Source organism: Flintibacter sp. HCN-6482, from assembly GCF_037892565.1.
GTDB classification, from domain to species: Bacteria; Bacillota; Clostridia; order Oscillospirales; family Oscillospiraceae; genus Lawsonibacter; species Lawsonibacter aceti.
This window is the reverse complement of sequence record NZ_JBBKBK010000002.1, coordinates 778,746-799,032: the sequence shown is the minus strand read 5'-3', so window position 1 is coordinate 799,032 and position 20,287 is coordinate 778,746. Positions and strand designations below refer to the sequence as shown.

Genomic DNA, 20,287 nt, shown 5'->3' with positions numbered 1-20,287 from the left:
AGAGAGATCCATGCTTCGTATCAGAGAGGCCATCGTGGTAGAGGGCCGGTATGACAAGAATACGCTTTCCCAGGTGGTGGATACCCTGATTTTGGAGACCGGCGGCTTCCGGATCTTCAAGGACCCGGACCAACTGGCTCTGCTTAGGCGGGCTGCGGAAAAACGGGGGCTTGTCGTCCTCACCGATTCCGACGGGGCGGGATTTGTCATTCGAAACCACATCAAAAGCGTGATTCCGGGCTCTCTGCTGAAGCACGCCTATATCCCGGATGTGTATGGCAAGGAGCGGCGGAAGCGCCAGCGAGGGAAAGAGGGCAAGCTGGGAGTGGAAGGGATGCCGCCCCAGGTTCTGGAACAGGTCCTCCGCCGAGCGGGGGCGACCTTTCTGGATGAGGGAGCGCGTTCGGAGGAGGCGGGGCCGCCGCTGACTAAAGCGGATCTGTTCGCTGCCGGGCTGTCCGGAGGGGCAGACAGCGGAGCCCGGCGGCTGGCCCTGCTGAAAAGGCTGGAGCTGCCGGAGCATATGTCCGCCAACGGACTGCTGGCCGTCCTCAACGGCTGTTACAGCCGGGGGGAGGCGCTGGAACTGTTGAATCAGAAGGAGTGACAAGGCTGTGACCTTTATAGGTCACAGCCTTGCTTTTTCTTTATTGCACCATCTCCGCCAGCAGGTCCAAGTGGTCGGACAGCTTCTCCACCCCGGCGTAGCAGAACACCGCCACCCGGCCGCCACGGCCCACCGCCGCCATCTGCCAGGGGTCGTCCTCCACGGTGGCCAGGATGACAAAATCGGTGCCCGGCCAGTCCACCTCCTCATAGCTCCAGTACAGGTTGACCAGACGGTAGAGATCCATCTGGGCCCGTGCCACCGGCTTGGCCAGAGGGGGGAGGGTGTGGAAATAGGTCATGTCCAGGTTGGGGGAGTAGGTGTACTCGCCACCGTGGGGATCGGGGGAAAAGGTGGACGGTTTTCTCCCCGGCTGGAGGGCGTCCAGATCCTGACTGACCTCGTACCACACCGGGGACAGCAGAGAGAAGTACCGCTGGGCTACATTCTCACTGCTCAACCCGGAGTTTTTCCGGTATACGGTCTCATAGGGGCCCAGTGGGACCTGTTCCAGATCGTACAGGGAGATATAGGGGGCTGTAAACTCCTCCACCGGTCGGAGGGTCAGCCGGCTGTCGCCAAACTGATTGTACAGAACAAGGGCCACTAAAATAGGGCCCAGCACCAGCGCGGCGATGTTCTCCCGGACAATCCGCCTGCTGGGCCCCGGTGACGGGGGCGGCGGAAGCCCATCCTTCAGGGCGTTGTAGGTGGAGAACAGGGCCTTGCGGTCCCGGCGGTCGATAGGGCGGGAGTAGAAAAATATACCGGCCAGAAAGAGCAGGAGAATCGGATCGAAGGCGTAAAGCAGGATCAGGGGCAGGCGGACGAAGTTGTCCGGCTGTACATCGTATTGATGGCCCAGGAACAGGGCGGCCAGGAACAGGATACCCAGCAGGCTCCACAGCACGATCTTCCGTCTGTGGTAGGAGCGAAGGCTGTTGGCCAGCCGGTCCAGGGAGAGCCCCTGGCTCTGGTAATCGGAAAACAGCTCGGGTGTATGGGGGTCCGTAGTGTAAAACAGGAAATAGGCCCGGCCCACCCGGAAGGCATATTCCCACCCGGCCTGCCGGTACAGCTCCAGCTTTTCCTGGGTAGGCTCCAGCCCCTCGCCGGCCCGGTTGGCGAAGGGGTCCAGCCGGAAGCGGGTGCCGGGTACGCCCCGGTCCTCGAAGGTGGCCCAGGAGCCCAGGTGGGTGGGGAACAGCCCCTGGTTTGCCTGGCCCTCCAGCCACTGCTCCAGTCCGGGGATATCATAAAGGGAAAAGGGGATGATTTTTCTGATGGTTGACATAAAATTCACTCCCGATCAGTTATATTATATCAGACGGACGGTCAGGGCCCTTTGCCCTCTGCCATTTTGATGATATCCTCCAGATGGCCGGACAACTCTCCGTGTCCGGTGTAGCGGACCAGGACGACCTTATCCCCTATGGCCACAGCGGCGGTTTGGAACAGGGTCCCCTCCTTGAGGGCCGTGGACAAAAAATTCACACGGGAATCAGAGTGTTTTGATATCTGCCAGGTCCCGCCCTCCGGATCGGTCCACCAGATATCTTCATCTAACCGCATAGCTTTGGACAGCAGTTCGTTGGCCAGGGGGACGGAGAGGAAGGACAGGGGGGCGGGGATGTCATACCAGTCGATCTGCATCCAGTTCAGCTTTCCAGCCAGATCCGGCTGTCCGGCCTGAAATACCTCCCACTGGTTCCAGCACAGCAGATAGTGGTTCTTTCGGCTGTAATTGAAGTAGTCCGATTGGTCGTGATTCTCCGTTTCATAAGGGCGGTAGCCCTTCCCCTCCACCTGCGCCAGAGAGAGGGGAGAGAAGTCCGACACCTGGCTGACGGGCCTCATGTCGCCCCCCAGGAAGGGCAGGATGTAACGGGGAAGGATCAGCAGGACGATCAGAAGGATGCATAGAGTGAAGGACAGCAGAGGGACGAGCCGCCGCCGGGAATAGGGGGAGTGGTGGTCCATCGGCTCACCCGCCTCCAGGCGGCGCGCCAGTCTGGACAGGTTCCGCACATCGGCCCAGGCGGCGGGCAGGGCGCACAGCTGGTACAGCGCAAAGAGGAGCAGGGGGACGGCGGAGGTGGTCAATAGATTGAGAATGGGAGTGTCGTTCAGCAGAAGGGCGGTCAAAACAACTGCCAGGACAAGAAATGCCACATTCCCCACAAAGCCCCGGCGGGCGGAACGGTACAGCCTTTTCCACCGCTGGCTCTGGAGCTTCGGATCAGTGTGGAGCTCCGGGGCGTCCAGGTCCTGAGTGGAAAAAATCAGCATGGAGTTGTCCACCGTGTCTATATAGTCCCAGCCGAAGTCCTGGTACAGCTCCAGCATAGAGCGGGGCAGGTCGTCATCCAGGCGGAGCCGGTAAGGTTCCAGGCGGTAGCGGGTCTTTTTTGCCGGGCCGGGGGTAAAGGTGCAGAACAGGGGGCGAAACTTCTTGAGATAGAGCCCCTGAAGGGCCATATCCTCCAGCCAGCTCTCCAATCCCTCCCCGTCTGCGGAAGACACCGGGGTGATCTTTCTGACATATTTCATAATAGGGCGCCTCCTTTTGATGCTTTCAGGGGTCCAGCTGGGCCAGGAACAGCTCCAGACATTCCGCCTGGTCGGGGACGCCCCGGCAGAGCAGGCGAAAGACCTGATTGCCCCGGCGGCCCAGGTAGATGTAGTTGGGGGGAGCGTCGTCGTATTGCAGGATTGTGTATTCCAGACTGTCCAGGCCGGGGAGAGCCACCGCCTGGAGGGGCTGGTGAACCGTGAGGACAGTGGGGTGGATGAACTGCTCCTGATTTTTCCGGAACTGCTCCGGCTCATGGGCCTCCTCCGTCCGCAGGGAGGAAAACAGCCACTCTGCCGCCCAGTCTGTCCTGGCTCGATAGAAGTCCACGGCGACGATGGCATTACCGCTGTATCCATCGGAGCGGACCTCTCCGGAACTCCACCAGTCGTACTGCTCCGGGCACAGGAGGGAGGCGGTTCTGGTGTTATACCGGGTCATCATCTGGGGAGTGTCCAGGGTGATGTCCGCCTCCCCGTGGAAGGCTTGCTCCAGGGTGACATGAGGGAAGGTCCACTCCTCCGGGCCGGACAGCTTATGGACGGACTGGGCGCTGACCACACCCACCAGAATGGGAAGGGGAAGGAGCAGAGCGGCAGCGCACCAGCCCGTCACCACCCAGGGGACCCGGTTCCGGCGGCCCTCCTTCAGAGGGATACCGTTGGCCAACTGCCGCCACATCCGCTTCCAGCGCTTCATCATATTCGTCTGAGGCAGCAGGGAGAGTATGGCCCAGCCGGCCAGCAGGATCATCAGGGTGAGGAAAATTTCCGTTTCCAGTACCACATACTGCCCCAGCATCCAGGGCTGGGTGGCGATTTTTACCAGAGTCTTGCGAAAGCAGAAAAGAAGCCATAGCACCAGCAGGAAACGGCGGCGCCGGATTCGGCGGATTAGGGGGGTGAGGGTTTCGCTCTGGGTCACCGGGTCGGTGTGGAGGGGCGGGGCGTCCGCTCGCTCTGTCCGGTAGACATAATACAGATTGGAGAGGGTGGTCACGTAGGTCCAGCCCGCCTCCCCATAGGCCGCATTGCGCTCCGGATCGATGCCGTAGAAGCCGGCGATTTCCAGACCAAAGCGGGCGCCGGGGGTTGGTTCTCCCCGTCGGAACCGGGCGGTTTCCGAGGACAGCTTTACCAGATGGAGCCCCTGGGCCGCCATGTCGGCCAGCCAGCGCTCCAGACCGGCCATGTCATAAATCTCCACAGGGATGATCTTCCGGACCAGCTTTTCTCTTTGTTTCATATGGATGACCTCCTTTGGAACAAGACGTCAAAGAGCTTCCAGCATTTCCGCAAACCGAGGGAGAAATTGGGTCAGATTCTTGGAGCCCTCGTACTCTACCCGCATGACGAGGCCGCCTTTGCGGAGGACGAGGTAATAGAAGTCGGGGTTTCGTTCGCTCTGATAATACCAGATCTCCTCCAGGCCGTGAGCGGGCTCCAGAGCCCGATAGTTCTCATGTCCGCCCCAGGCCCTCCACTCCCAGGCCCGCCGCTCCGCCACGGCGGGGAGGAGATAACGGGTAATGTTGATTTCCAGATGGGGGATGTCAGCCAGAGAGCCGCCGGAGCCAAAGACCCGGTTTGACTCCCACTGCCAGAAGAACCATTCCTCCGGTGTGAGGGGGGTGTCGCCGCGGGAGATGTAATCCATGTTGTACATGGTATGCCCGGCGGGTCGGAACTCCGGCCCCTCGATCTCAGTCATGGTGACAAAGTTGGAGTCGGCCAGGTCATAGGGGAAATAGCCGTGGGTAAAAAAGACGAATACGATCTCCACCGTCACCAGCGCCAGGGGCAGGATGGAGAGGGAGGTCAAAACACCGCCCAGCCGACGGCCGGGGGCAGGGGAGAGAGGCAGACCCTTTTGACTCCGCCGGTGGAGCCGCCAGAGGGTGAACAGGCCGAGCAGATAGGCCAGGTCCACCAGCAGAAGGCCCAGCAGGGCCAGCAGCCAGGGGAGGGGGCCGTCCGCCAGCGCCTCCGCCCAGAAGTAGCGGAGATCGGACAGAGAAAAGGCGTTGGAAAAAGGATATAGGAATTTGTATAACAGAAAATTGACGATTGCCAAACCTATGCCGCCCAACAGCTTCTGCTTGAAAAAGCGGCGGATGGCGTAGTCCAGCACATCGGGGTCTGTGTGGGCCTGGGCCGCCCGGTCGGCGGTGGCGAACACAAAGAAGTTTTTACGGAAGATGCCCAGATAGCTCCAGCCCGCCGCCCGGAACAGGTCAGTCAACTCCGGGTCCTCCTGGTCTGTCTTGTTGTGGGCGGGCTCCAGATGGAAGCGGAGGGGAGCGGGCTCCTGTCGGGCAAAGAGGGTCAGAGGGCCCGCCGTACAGTCAAACACCAGACCCTTGCCAGCCATTTTTTCCAGCCAGATTTCCAGCGCCGGGATATCATATCCACCCACGGGGCAAAGGCGAAAGACAGTGCCGCTCATGTTCTTCTCCTTTCTGATTCAACCAATATGTCTGCGTACAGGTCCAGCCAGCGCTCCAGCCCTTTGAAGTCGTACAGGCCGCAGGGAAGATGCTTCTTGATGCGCTTATTCATCGTTCTTCCTCCTCTCCGTCCAGAACACAGGCCCGAAGCCGGTCCAGCTCCTCATGATAGGCCTGCCGCCCCTGATCTGTCAGCCGGTAGGTGCGCTTTCGTCCATCGACCTCCGTTTCCTGAATAAAGCCCTCGTCCTGAAATTTAGCCAGCAGGGTATACAGCGTGCCGGGACCCAGCCGTACTCTGCCGCGGGTACGGCGCTCGACAAATTCAGTGATCTCGGTCCCGCACATATCCCGGCGGAGAAATGACATCAGGACATAAAACATGGGTTCGGTCAGAGGGCCTCTTTCCTTACCGGCCACAGTAACATCCCCTCTCAATATTGAAATGCGATATCGACTATCGATATTATATGGGAAAAGAAGAAAAATGTCAATGGGAGAGGGGAGGGAAAGACGGTTTTCCGCAAATTCTTTCAACCGAAATCTGACCGGTTTTTTCCGGTCAAGCACCTATAATAGAGTCTGTCGCCCGCCTTTGGACAGGCGGAACTGGAGAGAGGGGAGCGGTCCGGCGTGACGGTCATCTATGTGGATACCCTGTTTCTGCTCAATGGGATCATTGACTATCTGCTGCTGCTGGCCGCCGCCCGCCTAGCGGGGGAGCCACTGCGTCGGCTGCGCTTCGGAGCGGCGGCCGCTCTGGGTGGAGCCTATGCTGTGGCCATCTTTCTGCCGGGCATGGCGTTTCTGGCAGGTCCCTGGTGTAAGTTGGCCTCCTGCGTTTTGATGCTGGTGGTGGCCTACGGCGGGAGCCGGAGGCTACTCCGCCAGGGGCTCATCTTTGTGGCTCTGGCCTGCGCGTTGGGAGGTGGAGTAGTGGCCATCGGGCTGCTGGACGGCCGGAGCCTGAGTTTGGGGAGCGGAGTGTTTTATTCCTCCCTGGACCTGAAGATGGTGCTCCTCTCTGCTGCGGTCTGCTATGTGGTCCTCACAGCTGTCTTTCAACGAATTGGCAGGCATAATTCCTTGACAGGAGAACTCCTTCAGGCGAAACTGCGGCTTGGGAAACGGACGGCGGAGTTCACCGCCCTGGTGGATACTGGGAATACCCTGACAGACCCGGTGTCGGGACGGCCTGTGATGGTGGCGGAGGGAGACAGTGTGTCCGGTCTGTTTCCAGAGTGCCGCAGGCCGCGGGCGGCCGACCTTATGGATCCAGCCGGTGCTATGGCCAGGCTTGGAACCGGGGAGTGGAAGGGACGTTTTCGCCTGTTACCCTACCGTGCGGTAGGGGTGGACAGAGGACTGCTGTTGGCCTTGAAGGTGGACAGCCTGAATCTGGGTGGAAAGGAGCGTGGGCCGCTTCTGGTGGCCCTGTCCCCCACTCCTGTGTCAGACGGAGGAGGGTACCGGGCTTTGATCGGGCCCCTGGATGGAAAGGACGAGTGCACATGAGCATGAGAGAGATTATTTGGAAACTGCGGGACCGTTTGGAAAGCCTGCTGACTAGTCTGGGGCTGTCCCTGCCCGGCAAGGTGATGTATATAGGGGGGAGCGACACCCTGCCCGCCCCCTTGGAAAGAGAGGCGGAGGCGGAGCTCATCGCCCGGCTGGAGCGGGGAGACCGGGGGGCGAGAGACCTGCTCATTGAGCACAATCTCCGGCTGGTGGCCTATATCGCCCGCCGGTTTGAGAATACCGGCATCAATATTGAGGACCTCATCTCCATTGGGACCATTGGGCTCATTAAGGCGGTGGGCACCTACCAGCCGGCCAAAAGCATCAAATTGGCAACTTATGCCAGCCGCTGCATTGAAAATGAAATCCTGATGTATTTGAGAAAGACAGCGAATCAGAAGACAGAGCTGTCCTTTGACGAGCCCTTGAATACCGACTGGGACGGAAACGAGCTGCTGCTGTCCGACATTCTGGGGACCGATGGGGACCTGGTCATGCGGCCCATCGAGGCGGACGTGGACCGCCAGCTGCTGCGCCAGGCCATGGACCGGCTGGAGCCCCGGGAGAGGCAGATTATTACCATGCGCTTTGGGCTGGACGGCCGCCCAGAGCGGACACAGAAGGAGGTGGCGGACCAGCTGGGCATCTCACAGTCCTATATCTCACGGCTGGAGAAGCGGATCATCGCCCGGCTGAAGAAGGAGATCGTCCGCATGATGTGAGGGCAAACTGTACAGAAGCTGGCTGCTTATCGTTGACCATTTTTATAAATTGTGAAAAACCTCTGGTAAAAGTCGGAGAGATGTGGTATAGTAAGGCCGAGAAATATCCCAGGAGATCTGAGGGGCGGAAGACTTTGATTTCCTGGGATATGTTCTGCTTCGCGCAAATTATGACAGGAAGAGAGAAAGGGAGATGTCGTTATGTATGATGCGTTCGCGGGCTTAATCAGTCAGATCAGCGGTTTCATGTACAGTTACCTGTTGATCGTCATGCTGCTGGGCGTAGGCCTGTACTTCACCTTCCGGAGCAAGTTTGTCCAGCTGCGCCTGCTGCCGGAGTCGATTCGCGTGGTAGGAGAAAAGACGGGGGATCAGCACTCGGTTTCCGCATTTGAGGCGCTGATGGTATCCACAGCCAGCCGCGTGGGTACCGGAAATATTGTAGGTGTGGCCAATGCCATCGCCATCGGCGGCTATGGCGCCGTGTTCTGGATGTGGCTGATCGCCATTGTGGGAGGCGCGACTGCCTTTGTAGAGAGCACGCTGGCCCAGATCTATAAGAAAAAGGACCCGGAGGGCGGCAGCTATGGTGGTCCGTCCTACTACATTCAGGCGGCTCTTAAGAGCCGGGTGCTGGGCGTTGTCTTCGCCATCGCCCTCATCGCCACCTATGCCGGTGGTTTCAATATGCTGGCCTCCTACAACCTGATTAGCAGCTTTACCAGCTATGACTTCTACGCCAGTGCCGGCACCTTTACCCTGGGCGGCAAAGAGTACAGCGTTGTGGCCGTGGTGGGCGGCGTGATCCTGGCCATCCTGGTGGCCATCTGTGTACTGGGCGGCGGCAAGCGGATCGTCAAGGTTACCGGCGTTTTGGTCCCTGTCATGGGTGTGTTGTATATCCTGATGGCCCTGGTGGTCATGGTGATGAATCTGAATATGATCCCCAGTGTCCTGGGCCGCATTTTCAGCGAGGCATTTGATTTCGGAGCCATGTTCGGCGGTGCCGTGGGCTTTGGTTCCTCGGCCATCATGCAGGGCATTAAGCGTGGCCTGTACTCCAACGAGGCCGGTGTGGGTTCCGCCCCCAACGCCGCCGCGGCCGCTGACGTATCCCACCCCGTCAAGCAGGGATTGGTCCAGATGCTGTCCGTCTTTATTGACACCATCCTGGTCTGTACCGCCACGGCCATGATGTGCCTGTGTACCGGCATCGATATCAAGGGCGGACTGGAGGGTGCGCCCCTGGTCCAGGCGTCTCTGGCTACTACCTTCGGCGCGGTAGGCCCCTACTTTATCACCTTTGCGCTGCTGCTCTTCGCTTTCACTACCCTGCTGGGCAACTTGTTCTACTGTGAGGGCTGTTTGAACTACATCGCTAACCGCAAGCTGGGAAGCGTGCCGATGACTGTGTTCCGGCTTATCGCTTGCGGGCTGGTTTTTGTAGGGGCCCAGTTGTCCTTTGGCTTGGTCTGGGACCTGGCCGATGTGCTCATGGGCATTATGGCCATCATCAACCTGCCGGTCATTGTCATTTTGGGCCGTACAGCTATGCGGGCCCTTCAGGACTACATGGAACAGCGCAGGGCGGGCAAGAACCCTGTATTCAAAGCCTCCAGCATCGGCCTGAAGGAAAAAACTGATTTTTGGAACTGAATCTGGCAGGCTTTCTGCCAATAAAAGGCCCAGGGACGACGAATCGTCCCTGGGTCTTTTGAGTCGTAAAAGGATTTGACACAAGGGGGGGCAATCAGGTAAACTATATAAAAACATCATATCCAGTGGCCTCCGCTGTATAGGGGAGGTTGTGCAGATGAGGCGAAAGCTATGAAACGAAATACCCGAGTATCAACGGCGGTGATACGCCGCCTGCCCAGATACTACCGACAGCTCTCAGAGCTTCAGGAGTCCGGCGTTGTCCGGATATCCTCCAATGCCTTAGGGAAATCCATGGGACTGACCGCTTCTCAAATCCGCCAAGATTTGTTCTGCTTCGGTGGTTTTGGGCAGCAGGGCTATGGATATAAGGTGGACAGCCTGAAAGAGGAGATCGGTGATATTTTGGGCATTAATCAGGGCCATACCATTGTGGTGCTGGGGACCGGCAACCTAGGCCGGGCTATCATAGAAAATTTTAAATTTTCCAGTAACGGCTTTCAGCTTTTGGCCGCTTTTGACGTAAATGAGCGGGTGGTGGGGACCAGAATCGCTGGGGTGCCTGTCTATCATGCGGATTCCCTGGAGGCCTTTTTGGGGGAAAACCAAGTGAGCGTAGGCCTGCTGACAGTGCCCATCGCCGCTGCCCAGGAGATGGGGGACCGGCTGGTGGCCGCCGGAGTTCGCGGCATCTGGAATTTTACAAACTATGAGATATCCTGTGTTCGGGATGATGTGGTGGTGGAATCGGTCCATTTTTCTGACAGCCTTTTGGCTCTGAGCTACATGATTACCCAGCGGGAGGATCGGGAGGAAGAGAAGAAGGGGGAGCCACAATGAGAAGGCCTGTGATCGGCCTGCTGTGCGGTGTGATGCTGCTGGGTATGCTGGCCTGCGGCGCTTATGCCCTTTCGGGGGGCGACAGCCTGATCAGCCTCAGCTATCTGACCGGGACTTTTGTGCCAAAGGCTGTGTCTACTGGAAACGAAGCTGCGGAAAAAGCCTTACAGGGCACTTACGAGGAGAGCAAAAAAGGCCTCGATAACCTGCATCAGGGCTATCTGGCGCAACTGGCCGGCGAAGAGAGCGGCGCATACAGCGCCACGCTCCAGGCCAGAGATTGGTCGGATGGCGATGAGATGACACTGACCACTGGGGCTGGAGTCATGTTGATGAACGGAGCCGCCTCCGTTTCTCACGACGGGGCTTTCATAGATGTGACAGACGGAATAGAGCTGGCCTCCGGGGCCCGCCTGACCTCCGGACACCGCTACCTGGTGGGAGAGAATACTGTGGCCAGTGTAACGGTCCTGTCCGGGGCGGCCCAGTTGGGGCTCCAGGGCGTCTATGCCCTGGAAGACGGCAGAGAGGATCCGACGCCCTTCTATGATGTGTGCCAGACGGATTGGTACTACGCTCCCGTAGATTATGTGTACCGAAACACACTGTTTTCTGGGATGGACGAGCACCACTTTGGACCGAGTTCAGCTATGAACCGAGCTATGCTGATGACGGTGCTCTACCAGATGGCTGGAGCGCCGAAAGAGGAACTGGAGCGCGCCAGTGTCACCTTTGCCGACGTGCCGGAGAGTGCCTGGTATGCCCCTTATGTGAAGTGGGGCGCGGAGCAGGGAATTACAGCTGGAACAGGAGCAGACACCTTCAGCCCGGAGCAGCAAGTGACCCGCCAGCAGGTGGCGGCGCTGCTGTACAGCTTCACCACGAGTTACCTTGGGCTGGAAGCGGCTGAGGGGGCCGACCTGTCCGGGTATCAGGACCTGGGGCAGGCCAGCGACTGGGCTCATAATGCCCTGTCCTGGGCTGTGGCGGAGGGAATCATCAGCAGTTCTTCTGCCGACAGCCTGACGCTCAGTCCACAAAAGAGCGCTAACCGGGCTGAAGTGGCCACGATGCTGCGTGCCTTCGCGGAAAAAATTATCTGACATAGGCAGAACCCATCCGCCCCCTCCGCATATGATGAGATTGAGAGCGGCAAACAGCCCCTCTCAGAACTTCATATCAGGAGGTACTTCAAATGGGGTGCTGCAATAACGGTTGGGGCGGCGGAGGCTGCCTGTGGATCATCATTCTGATCATCATCCTGTTCTGCTGCGGCGGCTGGGGCAATAGCTGTGGCTGCAACAATGGCTGTGGCTGTAACAATAACAACGGCTGCGGCTGTGGCTGCTGACCAGGCGATCCAGATTGATCGGGAGGCGCGGACCTGAGAGGGCCCGCGCCTTTTTTATGGTCAACGCGGACAAGCCTGTGCCTGGGGTGCGGCTATGGAAGAGAAGGAAATGCCGGTGGGGTGAAATCCTTTGGGAGAGGGGGAAGAATGCTCGGGAAACAGGTCGTTTTTTTCGAAATCAATCTTGCAATTTTTCCATAAAAGGTGTATGATAAAGCCCGCAAGCAGAACCGACGGACTTGTTTTACAGGAGAAACGGGGTCCGGCGGGTTTTGTCGTGCGTCCGCTGAACTCGGACGCCGCGGGGCATGGGTATGATAGAGGGGCGGGGTCCCCCAGTGGTTTCCAGTTCCTGTCAGGAGGGAAGAGGGGGACCGTATAAAATGCGTGTCCAGGCTCCACAGTTCCAGCGATTGCAGTATAGGGAGGTCGAAATCTGAATGAGTAAATTTCTCAAACGTTCCGCGCAAGGTGCGGGAGTCCCTCATGAAAAAAGGACTTCCAACCTTGAAACGGTAGTGATGCCGCTGCCGTCTAAGATCGTTCTGTCCATGGGACAGCACATTGGCGCTCCGGCTGCCCCCGCCGTGGCCAAGGGCGATCAGGTGTATGTAGGTACCGTGGTAGGCAAGGCCGGAGGCTTCGTGTCCAGCGACATCCACTCCGGCGTATCCGGCACCGTGGACAGCATCGTCACCATTACCGCTCCCAATGGCGCGGCCCAGACCGCCGTGGTCATCATTCCAGACGGGGAGCAGAAGGTGGACCCCGCCGTGGCGCCCCCGGTGGTGACAGACCTAAAGTCTTTCCAGGACGCCATCCGGGCCAGTGGCCTGGTTGGACTGGGCGGAGCCGGCTTCCCCACTGCGGTCAAGCTGGCGCCTAAGAATCTGGATGAGATCGACACTCTGGTGATCAATGGCGCTGAGTGTGAGCCGTACATCACTTCTGACAACCGCTGCCTGATCGAGGACACCCACTTCATCCTGGGCGGTATCAAGGCAGTCATGAAGTATCTGGATATCAAAAAGTGCATCATCGGCATCGAGGGCAATAAGCCCCAGGCAATCGCTAAGATGAAGGATGCCATTGATATGCCCGGTGTCGAGGTCAAGGAGCTGCCCTGCCGCTATCCCCAGGGCGCTGAGAAAGTCCTGATTGAGAATTGCACCGGACGGGAAGTTCCCTTCCCCGGCCTGCCCTCTGACGTGGGGGTTATCGTCATGAACGTTACCTCTGTGGCCTTTGTGGGCAAGTATCTGGAGACCGGCATGCCTCTGGTCACCAAGCGCCTCACGGTGGACGGCGACATCGTCAAAGAGCCCAAGAACGTCGAGGTCATCATCGGCACTCCTGTCCAGGAGCTGCTGGATTTCTGCGGCGGCTTTACCGACGAGCCCGGCAAGGTGCTCTATGGTGGCCCTATGATGGGCAACTGCATCGCTGATCTGTCCCAGCCGGTCCTGAAAAACAACAACGCTGTTCTGGCCTTCTCCAAGAAGTGGGCCCACATCCCCAAGGCCACAAACTGCATCCACTGTGGCCGGTGTACCAACGCCTGCCCTCTGGGCCTGTCCGCCAAGGAGATCGTCCAGGCCTATAACGACGGCAACGTGGAACTGCTCCAGCAGCTCAACGCCGACCTGTGCATGAGCTGCGGCACTTGTTCCTTTGTCTGCCCCGCAAAGCGGCCTCTGGCACCCTCCATCGCCCTGGCCAAGATCATGATGAAGAATGGAGGTAAGAAGTGATGGCCAACAAACTGATTGTCACCGCCGCGCCCCATATCACCAGCGCGGACTCCACCCAGAAGATCATGCAGCGGGTCTGTATTGCCCTGGTGCCCACGCTGATCGCTTCTGTGTTTATTTTTGGAATTAATTCCCTTATCCTTACCGCTATCACCGTAGCCGCCTGTGTTTTCTTTGAGTGGGGCTACTGCAAGATGGTGGGCCGTGAGGTACCCATCGCTGATTTCTCCGCCGTCGTGACTGGCCTCCTGCTGGCCTTTAACCTGCCCGCCAGCCTGCCTTGGTGGATGGCTATCGTGGGTGCCTTTATCGCCATCGTTATCGTGAAGCAGCTCTTCGGCGGCATGGGCTACAACTTCGCCAATCCCGCCATTGTGGCCCGTATCGCTCTTGCGGTTGGCTTTGCCAGCCGTATGGCCAGCTACCCCAAGCCTGAGAATGGGATTGACGCTCTGGCCTCCGCTACTCCGCTGGCCGTTTTTGACCAGCTGGGCTCCAGTGAGTATGTGACTTTGCTGCTGGGCAATCACGGCGGCGTCCTGGGCGAGACCTGCGCCATCACGATTCTGATCGGCGGCATCTATCTAATCGCTACCAAGGTCATTAGCCCGGTCATCCCGGTTACTTATCTGGCCACTGTGGCCGTCCTGTCCCTGGTCGCTGGCCGGGACCCCATCGTGCAGCTGCTCTCTGGCGGCCTGATGCTGGGCGCCTTCTTTATGGCCACTGACTATGTCACTTCCCCTACCACCAACAAGGGCAAGATAATCTTCGGCCTGGGCCTGGGCATCATCACCTGCGCGATCCGCTTCCTGGGTACGATGAATGAGGGCGTGTCCTTCGCCATTCTGCTGATGAATCTGCTGGTCCCCTATATCGAGGTCAACACCCGTCAGGATAAGCTGGGTATCGCCAAGGTGAAAAAGGGAGGTGCCGCGAAATGAGCAACTGGAATCGCGTATTTAAGCCCATCGTGGTGCTGGTGGTCATCTGTATCATCGTCACCGGGGCTCTGGCCGCTACGAACAAGGTAACAAAGCCCATCATTGACGAGGCCATCCGTGTGGCACAGGAGCAGGCCAGGAAGGAGCTGCTGCCTGACGCGGATAACTTCACCAAGGTGGAGGGTGTCGCGGTGGAGAACGTGTCTGACATCTACACCGCGGATAATGGAGTGGGCACTGTGATTACTTGCTCTGCCAAGGGCTACGGTGGGACGGTCACTGTCATGGTGGCCTTCAATCCCGATGACACCATCAAGCAGATCAAGGTCACCGAAGCCGCCGAGACCAAGGGCATCGGCAGCAATGTGACGGAAAACAGCGAGTATCAGGCCAATTACAGCGGCCTGCCTGCCACTCAGGCCCTGGTCCTGGGTACCGATGTGGACGCCTATTCCGGCGCCACTATTTCCAGTCGTGCGGTGAACAACGCTGTGAACTCCGCCATCGACGCCTATAACCAGATTCCTTGAAAGGCGGTGAGTCAAGATGAGTAGTAATAATAAACTTCATATTTTAACCAACGGTTTTTTGAATGAGAACCCTGTTCTCCGGTTGGTCTTGGGTACCTGCCCCACTTTGGCCACCTCTACTATGGCCTCCAATGGCATCGGTATGGGTCTGGCGGCTACCTTTGTGCTGCTGTGCTCCAACGTGGTTATTTCCGCTCTGCGGAAGGTCATCCCTGACCAGGTCCGTATCCCCTGCTATATTACTGTTATCGCCGGTTTCGTGTCTGTGGTGCAGATGTTGGTCAAGGCATTCGTGCCCGATTTGGATAAGGCGCTGGGTGTGTATCTGCCCCTGATCGTGGTCAACTGCATCATCCTGGGTCGTGCCGAGATGTTCGCCTCCAAGAACGGCATCGTGGACTCCGCTCTGGACGGTATCGGCATGGGCATCGGCTTTACCATTACCCTGACTATCATGGGCTCTATCCGTGAGATCCTGGGTTCCGGTACTTGGATGGCCGGCCTGGGCAGCCTGATTCCCGCTCTGGGCGCCGATTTTGCCATCCAGGTGATCCCGGAGTCCATCGATACCTTCTCTCTGATGACCAGCGCTCCCGGCGGTTTCTTCGTCTTTGGTGTCATGATGGCCGCCGCCACCTGGCTGACCACCCGTCCTAAGAAGGCCGCCGCGCCCGCTCAGGTCGAGGAAGGGGGTAATGCGTAATGGAAATGGCTCTGAAATTGGCCAGCATCTTCTTTACCATGATCCTGGTTGACAACTACGTTCTTGCTAAGTTCCTGGGTATCTGCCCCTTCCTGGGCGTCTCCAAGAAGCTGGACAGCGCCGTAGGCATGTCCCTGGCCGTTACCTTCGTCATGGTGGTGGCCACTGCCGCCACTTGGCCTATCCAGATGCTCCTGCTGACCCCTGCCAGCGGGGCCTGGGACCTGGGTTATCTACAGACCATCGTGTTCATCCTGATCATCGCCATCTTGGTACAGCTGCTGGAGAACTTCCTGAAGAAGTTTGTTCCCGCTCTGTATAAGGCACTGGGCGTATATCTGCCCCTGATCACCACTAACTGCACCATCCTGGGCGTCACCATTTTGAACATCGACAACGGCTACAACTTCATTGAGTCCATCGTCTGCGCCGCCGGCGCCGGCATCGGCTTCCTGGTAGCTATGGTCTTGTTCTCCGGCGTCCGCCGCCGTGTGGAGCAGGCCGTGACTCCTGCCTGCTTTAAGGGCCTGCCCATCACTCTGGTGGCTGCTGCCATGACCTCCCTGTCCTTTATGGGCTTCGGCGGTATCGTGGAAGCCATCTTCCGTGTCTGATAGGAGGGGGAGAGTAATATGGATCCAATTATCCTTGCAATCATTGTCGTCACCGTGATCGGTTTGATCGGCGCGGTGATCCTGGTGGCCGCCTCTATCTTCATGTATGTCCCTGTGGACGAGCGTGTTGAAAAGATTACCGCCGTTTTAGCTGGCGCCAACTGCGGCGCTTGCGGATGTGCTGGCTGTGCCGACTACGCCAAGAGCATCGTGGAGGACGGCAACGCCATCAATAAGTGTACCCCCGGTGGGGCGAAGTCCCTGGCCGCCATTGCGGAGATCATGGGTGTGGAGGCCGGTTCCGCCACTCCCATGAAAGCGGTGGTCGCCTGTTCCGGCACCTGTGAAAAGACCTCCAAACGCTACGAGTTCGAGGGCATCCACAGCTGCCAGGCCGTCAAGGGCCTCTATGGCGGCGATGGTATGTGTAAGTATGGCTGTCTGGGCTATGGGGACTGTACCCGTGCCTGCGCCTTTGACGCCATTCACATCGTGGACGGAATCGCTAAGGTGGACCGTGAGAAGTGTGTGGGCTGTGGCGCCTGTGCCGCTGTCTGCCCCAATGCGGTCATCTCTATCATCCCCGAGCATAAGCGTAAGCCCGTGGTCCTGTGCCAGAATAAGGATAAAGGCGCCGATACCCGGAAGGCCTGTACTGCCGGCTGTATCGGCTGCATGAAGTGTGCCAAGGCCTGCCCCAAGGAGGCCATCACTGTGGAGAACAACCTGGCGCGCATCGACCAGGACAAGTGTATTGGCTGTCAGCTGTGTGTCAAGGAGTGCCCTGTGGGCGTCATCCATGTCCCGGCTGCCGAGTAATCATAAGAAAAGAGCCATCCCGTCCGGGATGGCTCTTTTTATAGGCTTCGGTCCTTTAACCAACTGGGCAGCGCCCTCGCTTTTACACTGGAAACAAGGCCCAGGGCGGCATACAGAGTGACAATGGAGGAACCGCCGTAGCTGATGAAGGGGAGCGTCAGTCCCATGACAGGCAGGACAAAGAGACACATTCCCACATTCAATATGATTTGGACCAGCAGCATCCCGGCGACACCGATACAGACATAGGCGTCAAAGGGAGAGCTGGCGTGGCGTCCCACCCAGAGGCACCGGAAGACCACGGCGCCTAAGATCAGCAGCAGGAGCAGACAGCCTGCCATCCCCAGTTCCTCACCGCACACAGCGAAGATGAAGTCGTTGTACCGCTCGGGGAGGGCATCGCTGTTGGAGGCGTGGGTCTGGATGCCCTGGAGATAGCCCTGACCGAAGAGTTGACCCGAACCAATGGCCAGGATAGAGCGGCTCTGTTGATAGCCCTTTCCTAACGGGTCCAGGTCGTGGTCCAAGACCACCCGGAAGCGCATAATCCGGTAGTCGGTCCATAGGCTGGTCTCGGGCAGGACAAAGAGCCACAGAATGACTACCGCGGTCAGCAGGCCACCGCCCACAAGGAGAAACCACCGCAATTTGACGCCTGAGGCCCAGGCCATAAACACGAAGATCATCATATAGATGACGCACATTCCCATATCTCCACAGACAACGGCAATCAATCCCAGCATAAATACTGTGTGACCGCCGATTTGGATGAGAGAGGGGAGGGAACTAATGTCGCGGCCTTCCTCTTGAATCTGGGTGATCTGTAGCGAGAGGAGAAGGATGAAGGGCAGCTTGACGATCTCGTTTGGCTGAATATCCACCGGAAAACCGGGGATAGACAGCCAGTTTACATTTCCCATTCCATGGTCTGTCCCGAGGGGAGTGAGGAGCAGGAGGATAAACAGGACATTGAAGGCCAACAGCAGCCGCCAGTTTTTTTCGGTGAACAGCCGGAAATCCACAAGGGTTAGCAGCATATAGGCCACCACGCCCAGAAAAATAGCAGCTGTCTGCACCAGCATGAACCGTATAAACCGGTCATTGTCCAGATATTGAGTAGCTGAGTAGATTAGCAGCAGACCGTATCCGCTGGCTAAAAGGGCGAAAAACAGGAGCATCCGGTCTCCCTTTTTAAAAAATTCTCGAATAGGGGAAAAGAGAAGGGACAATGCCTCACCTCCTGCCAAATAATGTGACAATATATTCTAGCACATTTTAGTGGAAACGCAAACCATATCATGGTATAATCTTTTTTGTATGTGAAAATTTTTTGTGAACAGGGAGAGGTAAGCAATGGCAGAGCAGTTCGTGTCCAATTCAGAGGAGGAAACCGAGGCCCTGGGCCGTCGGCTGGGCGAGATACTGGACCAGAGCACTGTGGTGGCGTTTACCGGTGACCTGGGCGCGGGAAAGACCGCGTTTGCAAGAGGGCTGGCCAAAGGACTTGACATTCCGGACCGAGTGACCAGTCCTACCTTTACCATCGTAAACGAGTACGAGGGGGGGCGCCTTCCGTTGTTTCATTTTGATATGTACCGGTTGTCCTCTGCCGACGAGCTGTTCGACATCGGTTGGGAGGACTACCTGGCCCGAGGCGGCGTGTGTGCCGTGGAGTGGAGCGAGAATGTAAAAGAGGCTCTGGATCGTCACACCATATGGGTCGAGATCCGCCGGGGAGAGAGCCAGGACCAGCGTGTCATCCAGATCAAGGGGGTGGACCTTTGAATATCTTAGCGTTGGAATCCTCTGCCACGGCCTGTTCGGTGGCCCTGTGCAGAGATGGTGAGCTGGTGGCCCAGTCCTTCCAGAATAGCGGCCTCACCCACAGCAGGACGCTGCTGCCAATGGTACACGATCTGCTGAAGAACTGTGGAGAGAGTTTGGACAAGGTTGATGTGATTGCCGTAGCGGCCGGGCCTGGTTCATTCACGGGGCTTCGCATTGGGGTGGCTACGGCCAAAGGACTAGCCTGGGGCGAGGACAAGGACTGCGCTCCCTGCTCTACCCTGGAGTCTATGGCCTGGCCGCTGGCCCATATGGAGGGCGAGCTTATCGTCTGTGCCATGGATGCCCGGCGTGATCAGGTATACAACGCCCTATTTTTGGCGGAGGGAGACAAGCTGAGGCGGCTGTCTCCGGACCGGGCCATCTCCTTGGAGGAACTGGGAGAAGAACTGAAAAATTACAACAATTCGAAAATTGTCGTTGGAGATGGAGCCAAACTGTGCTATAATATCTTGACGGAAGCTGGTCTGACATTAAAATTGGCACCCCGGTATCTGAGAATGCAGTGCGCCTGGGGTGTGGCACGAGCGGCGGAGGAGTTAGCGGCTCAGGGCGCCCTGGTCAAGGGGCGGGAACTAGAGCCGGCATACCACCGACTTTCCCAAGCGGAACGGGAGCGTTTAGAGCGGGAACGTCAGACCAAAAAATAAAATGAAGGGGATCCTGCCAATGTTTAATGAGAAAGTACATATTCTAGACCACCCTCTGCTGCAGCACAAGGTAGCTATTCTCCGGGACGAAAAGACCGGCGTTAAGGAGTTCAGAGAGATCGTATCCGAGATCGCGGCTCTGGAATGCTACGAGGCCACAAGAGACCTGCCCCTGGAGGACGTGGAGATCAAGACGCCCATCGCTACCGGCACCTTTAAGCAACTGGCCGGGAAGAAGCTGGCCATCGTGCCTATTCTGCGGGCCGGTCTTGGAATGGTGGATGGTATCCTGGATTTGATCCCCTCCGCCAAGGTGGGCCACATCGGCCTGTACCGTGACCCTGAAACCCATCAGCCTGTGGAGTATTACTGCAAGATGCCCTCTGACATCGCGGAGCGTGACGTGATCATTCTCGACCCCATGCTGGCTACCGGCGGCTCTGCCTCTGCGGCGATCACATTTATCAAGGGATACGGCTGTAAGCATATCAAGCTAATGAACATTATCGCGGCGCCCGAGGGTATTGCGGTCATTCAGAAGGATCACCCTGACGTGGAAATCTATGTGGCCGCGGTAGACGAGAAGCTAAATGACCACGCCTATATCGTGCCAGGACTGGGCGATGCCGGCGACCGTATTTTTGGAACAAAATAAAGATAGTCCGTTAGATTCAGAATGAATGGGGATAACGGATATTTAACGGCTGATAAACAAGGCT

Annotated in this window: 22 protein-coding genes; 16 read left to right on the top strand and 6 right to left on the bottom strand. The window is 57.9% G+C overall.

Annotated features, from left to right (window positions below):
- The first annotated feature begins 10 nt into the window (after positions 1–10).
- Positions 11–607 (top strand): toprim domain-containing protein, encoded by a 597-nt coding sequence (locus WKS99_RS08945; protein ID WP_340405767.1) that lies wholly within the window; start codon positions 11–13, stop codon positions 605–607.
- A 40-nt stretch (positions 608–647) separates the two neighbouring features.
- Here WKS99_RS08945 and WKS99_RS08940 read toward each other — a convergent pair whose 3' ends face one another.
- The 5 genes from WKS99_RS08940 to WKS99_RS08920 all read right to left on the bottom strand — a co-directional run bounded on the left by WKS99_RS08940 (position 648) and on the right by WKS99_RS08920 (position 6,045).
- Positions 648–1,901 (bottom strand): DUF2812 domain-containing protein, encoded by a 1,254-nt coding sequence (locus tag WKS99_RS08940; RefSeq protein ID WP_147571917.1) that lies wholly within the window; start codon positions 1,899–1,901, stop codon positions 648–650.
- 41 nt (positions 1,902–1,942) lie between these two features.
- The gene (locus WKS99_RS08935) at positions 1,943–3,157 is read right to left on the bottom strand and encodes a DUF2812 domain-containing protein (protein ID WP_340405766.1); all 1,215 of its coding nucleotides are present in this window, start codon (positions 3,155–3,157) and stop codon (positions 1,943–1,945) included.
- 25 nt (positions 3,158–3,182) lie between these two features.
- Positions 3,183–4,424 (bottom strand): DUF2812 domain-containing protein, encoded by a 1,242-nt coding sequence (locus tag WKS99_RS08930; RefSeq protein WP_340405765.1) that lies wholly within the window; start codon positions 4,422–4,424, stop codon positions 3,183–3,185.
- A 27-nt stretch (positions 4,425–4,451) separates the two neighbouring features.
- Positions 4,452–5,624, bottom strand: coding sequence for a DUF2812 domain-containing protein (locus WKS99_RS08925; RefSeq protein ID WP_340405764.1), 1,173 nt, complete (start codon positions 5,622–5,624; stop codon positions 4,452–4,454).
- Positions 5,625–5,733: 109 nt separating this feature from the next.
- Positions 5,734–6,045 (bottom strand): PadR family transcriptional regulator, encoded by a 312-nt coding sequence (locus tag WKS99_RS08920; RefSeq protein ID WP_262670281.1) that lies wholly within the window; start codon positions 6,043–6,045, stop codon positions 5,734–5,736.
- A gap of 213 nt (positions 6,046–6,258) precedes the next feature.
- Between WKS99_RS08920 and WKS99_RS08915 the strand changes: the two genes are divergently transcribed.
- The 12 genes from WKS99_RS08915 to WKS99_RS08860 all read left to right on the top strand — a co-directional run bounded on the left by WKS99_RS08915 (position 6,259) and on the right by WKS99_RS08860 (position 17,073).
- Positions 6,259–7,140, top strand: coding sequence for a sigma-E processing peptidase SpoIIGA (locus tag WKS99_RS08915; RefSeq protein ID WP_186852632.1), 882 nt, complete (start codon positions 6,259–6,261; stop codon positions 7,138–7,140).
- A complete protein-coding gene (gene sigE / locus WKS99_RS08910) occupies positions 7,137–7,865 on the top strand; it encodes an RNA polymerase sporulation sigma factor SigE (RefSeq protein WP_207721928.1) in 729 nt (242 codons plus the stop codon). The genes WKS99_RS08915 and sigE overlap by 4 nt, the downstream gene beginning before the upstream one ends.
- 201 nt (positions 7,866–8,066) lie before the next feature.
- Positions 8,067–9,521 (top strand): alanine/glycine:cation symporter family protein, encoded by a 1,455-nt coding sequence (locus WKS99_RS08905; protein WP_147571912.1) that lies wholly within the window; start codon positions 8,067–8,069, stop codon positions 9,519–9,521.
- Positions 9,522–9,692: 171 nt separating this feature from the next.
- A complete protein-coding gene (locus tag WKS99_RS08900; protein WP_147571911.1) occupies positions 9,693–10,361 on the top strand; it encodes a redox-sensing transcriptional repressor Rex in 669 nt (222 codons plus the stop codon).
- Entirely contained in the window at positions 10,358–11,464 is a 1,107-nt protein-coding gene (locus WKS99_RS08895) for an S-layer homology domain-containing protein (RefSeq protein ID WP_186852630.1), read from the top strand. Before WKS99_RS08900 ends, WKS99_RS08895 begins: the two co-directional genes overlap by 4 nt.
- Positions 11,465–11,556: 92 nt before the next feature.
- Positions 11,557–11,712, top strand: a complete 156-nt coding sequence (locus WKS99_RS08890; protein ID WP_186852629.1) for a hypothetical protein — start codon at positions 11,557–11,559, stop codon at positions 11,710–11,712.
- 440 nt (positions 11,713–12,152) lie between these two features.
- Positions 12,153–13,463, top strand: coding sequence for an electron transport complex subunit RsxC (gene rsxC, locus WKS99_RS08885; RefSeq protein ID WP_340405763.1), 1,311 nt, complete (start codon positions 12,153–12,155; stop codon positions 13,461–13,463).
- On the top strand, positions 13,463–14,407 hold the full coding sequence (locus tag WKS99_RS08880; RefSeq protein WP_147571908.1) for an RnfABCDGE type electron transport complex subunit D: 945 nt from the start codon (positions 13,463–13,465) through the stop codon (positions 14,405–14,407). Before rsxC ends, WKS99_RS08880 begins: the two co-directional genes overlap by 1 nt.
- Positions 14,404–14,937: an FMN-binding protein gene (locus tag WKS99_RS08875; protein WP_186852628.1), complete on the top strand. Its 534-nt coding sequence runs from the start codon at positions 14,404–14,406 to the stop codon at positions 14,935–14,937. The genes WKS99_RS08880 and WKS99_RS08875 overlap by 4 nt, the downstream gene beginning before the upstream one ends.
- Positions 14,938–14,953: 16 nt before the next feature.
- Positions 14,954–15,640, top strand: a complete 687-nt coding sequence (gene rsxE / locus WKS99_RS08870; RefSeq protein ID WP_147571906.1) for an electron transport complex subunit RsxE — start codon at positions 14,954–14,956, stop codon at positions 15,638–15,640.
- A 5-nt stretch (positions 15,641–15,645) separates the two neighbouring features.
- Complete coding sequence (locus tag WKS99_RS08865; protein ID WP_262670290.1) at positions 15,646–16,254, top strand: electron transport complex protein RnfA; 609 nt, start codon at positions 15,646–15,648, stop codon at positions 16,252–16,254.
- An 18-nt stretch (positions 16,255–16,272) separates the two neighbouring features.
- Positions 16,273–17,073, top strand: a complete 801-nt coding sequence (locus WKS99_RS08860; protein WP_186852627.1) for an RnfABCDGE type electron transport complex subunit B — start codon at positions 16,273–16,275, stop codon at positions 17,071–17,073.
- A 38-nt stretch (positions 17,074–17,111) separates the two neighbouring features.
- Here the strand turns inward: WKS99_RS08860 and WKS99_RS08855 are convergent, their stop codons facing one another.
- Positions 17,112–18,302, bottom strand: a complete 1,191-nt coding sequence (locus tag WKS99_RS08855; RefSeq protein ID WP_340405762.1) for an FtsW/RodA/SpoVE family cell cycle protein — start codon at positions 18,300–18,302, stop codon at positions 17,112–17,114.
- A gap of 124 nt (positions 18,303–18,426) precedes the next feature.
- On the opposite strand from WKS99_RS08855, the gene tsaE reads away from it, so the two are divergent.
- Genes tsaE through upp form a run of 3 tightly spaced genes read left to right on the top strand, consistent with a single transcriptional unit; the run spans position 18,427 to position 20,223 of the window.
- Positions 18,427–18,858, top strand: coding sequence for a tRNA (adenosine(37)-N6)-threonylcarbamoyltransferase complex ATPase subunit type 1 TsaE (tsaE, locus tag WKS99_RS08850; protein WP_147571902.1), 432 nt, complete (start codon positions 18,427–18,429; stop codon positions 18,856–18,858).
- Positions 18,855–19,568: a tRNA (adenosine(37)-N6)-threonylcarbamoyltransferase complex dimerization subunit type 1 TsaB gene (gene tsaB, locus WKS99_RS08845; RefSeq protein WP_340405761.1), complete on the top strand. Its 714-nt coding sequence runs from the start codon at positions 18,855–18,857 to the stop codon at positions 19,566–19,568. The genes tsaE and tsaB overlap by 4 nt, the downstream gene beginning before the upstream one ends.
- A gap of 19 nt (positions 19,569–19,587) precedes the next feature.
- Complete coding sequence (upp, locus tag WKS99_RS08840; protein WP_147571900.1) at positions 19,588–20,223, top strand: uracil phosphoribosyltransferase; 636 nt, start codon at positions 19,588–19,590, stop codon at positions 20,221–20,223.
- Positions 20,224–20,287 lie beyond the last annotated feature (64 nt).